The following is a 274-nucleotide window of genomic DNA, read 5'->3' as shown; positions in this document are numbered from 1 at the left end:
AGGCGATTCCGGGCTTCCTGCAAAACGTCTATGCGCATACCGCGGGCGGCGGTAAATTCCTCGGGATCCTGCAGGTGAAAAAGCGCCAGCCGTCAGACGAAGGACGCCAGGGCCAGGCGGCGCTGATTGCCTTAGCCACCTATTCGGAGCTGAAGAACATCATTCTTGTCGACGAAGACGTGGATATTTTCGACAGCGACGACATCCTGTGGGCGATGACCACCCGCATGCAGGGCGATGTCAGCATCACCAATATTCCGGGGATCCGCGGCCA

At 58.8% G+C, this 274-nt stretch carries 1 pseudogene; it reads left to right on the top strand.

The features are described 5' to 3' along the window. Positions 1-274: pseudogene (locus tag SAZ04_RS22020) on the top strand (UbiD family decarboxylase); the annotation flags it as partial.

The sequence above is a fragment of the Halalkalibacter lacteus genome (assembly GCF_036663595.1).
Lineage (GTDB): Bacteria > Bacillota > Bacilli > Bacillales > Bacillaceae_D > Halalkalibacter > Halalkalibacter lacteus.
Note: the sequence above shows the minus strand (reverse complement) of the source record. Positions and strands in the feature narration are given on the sequence as shown.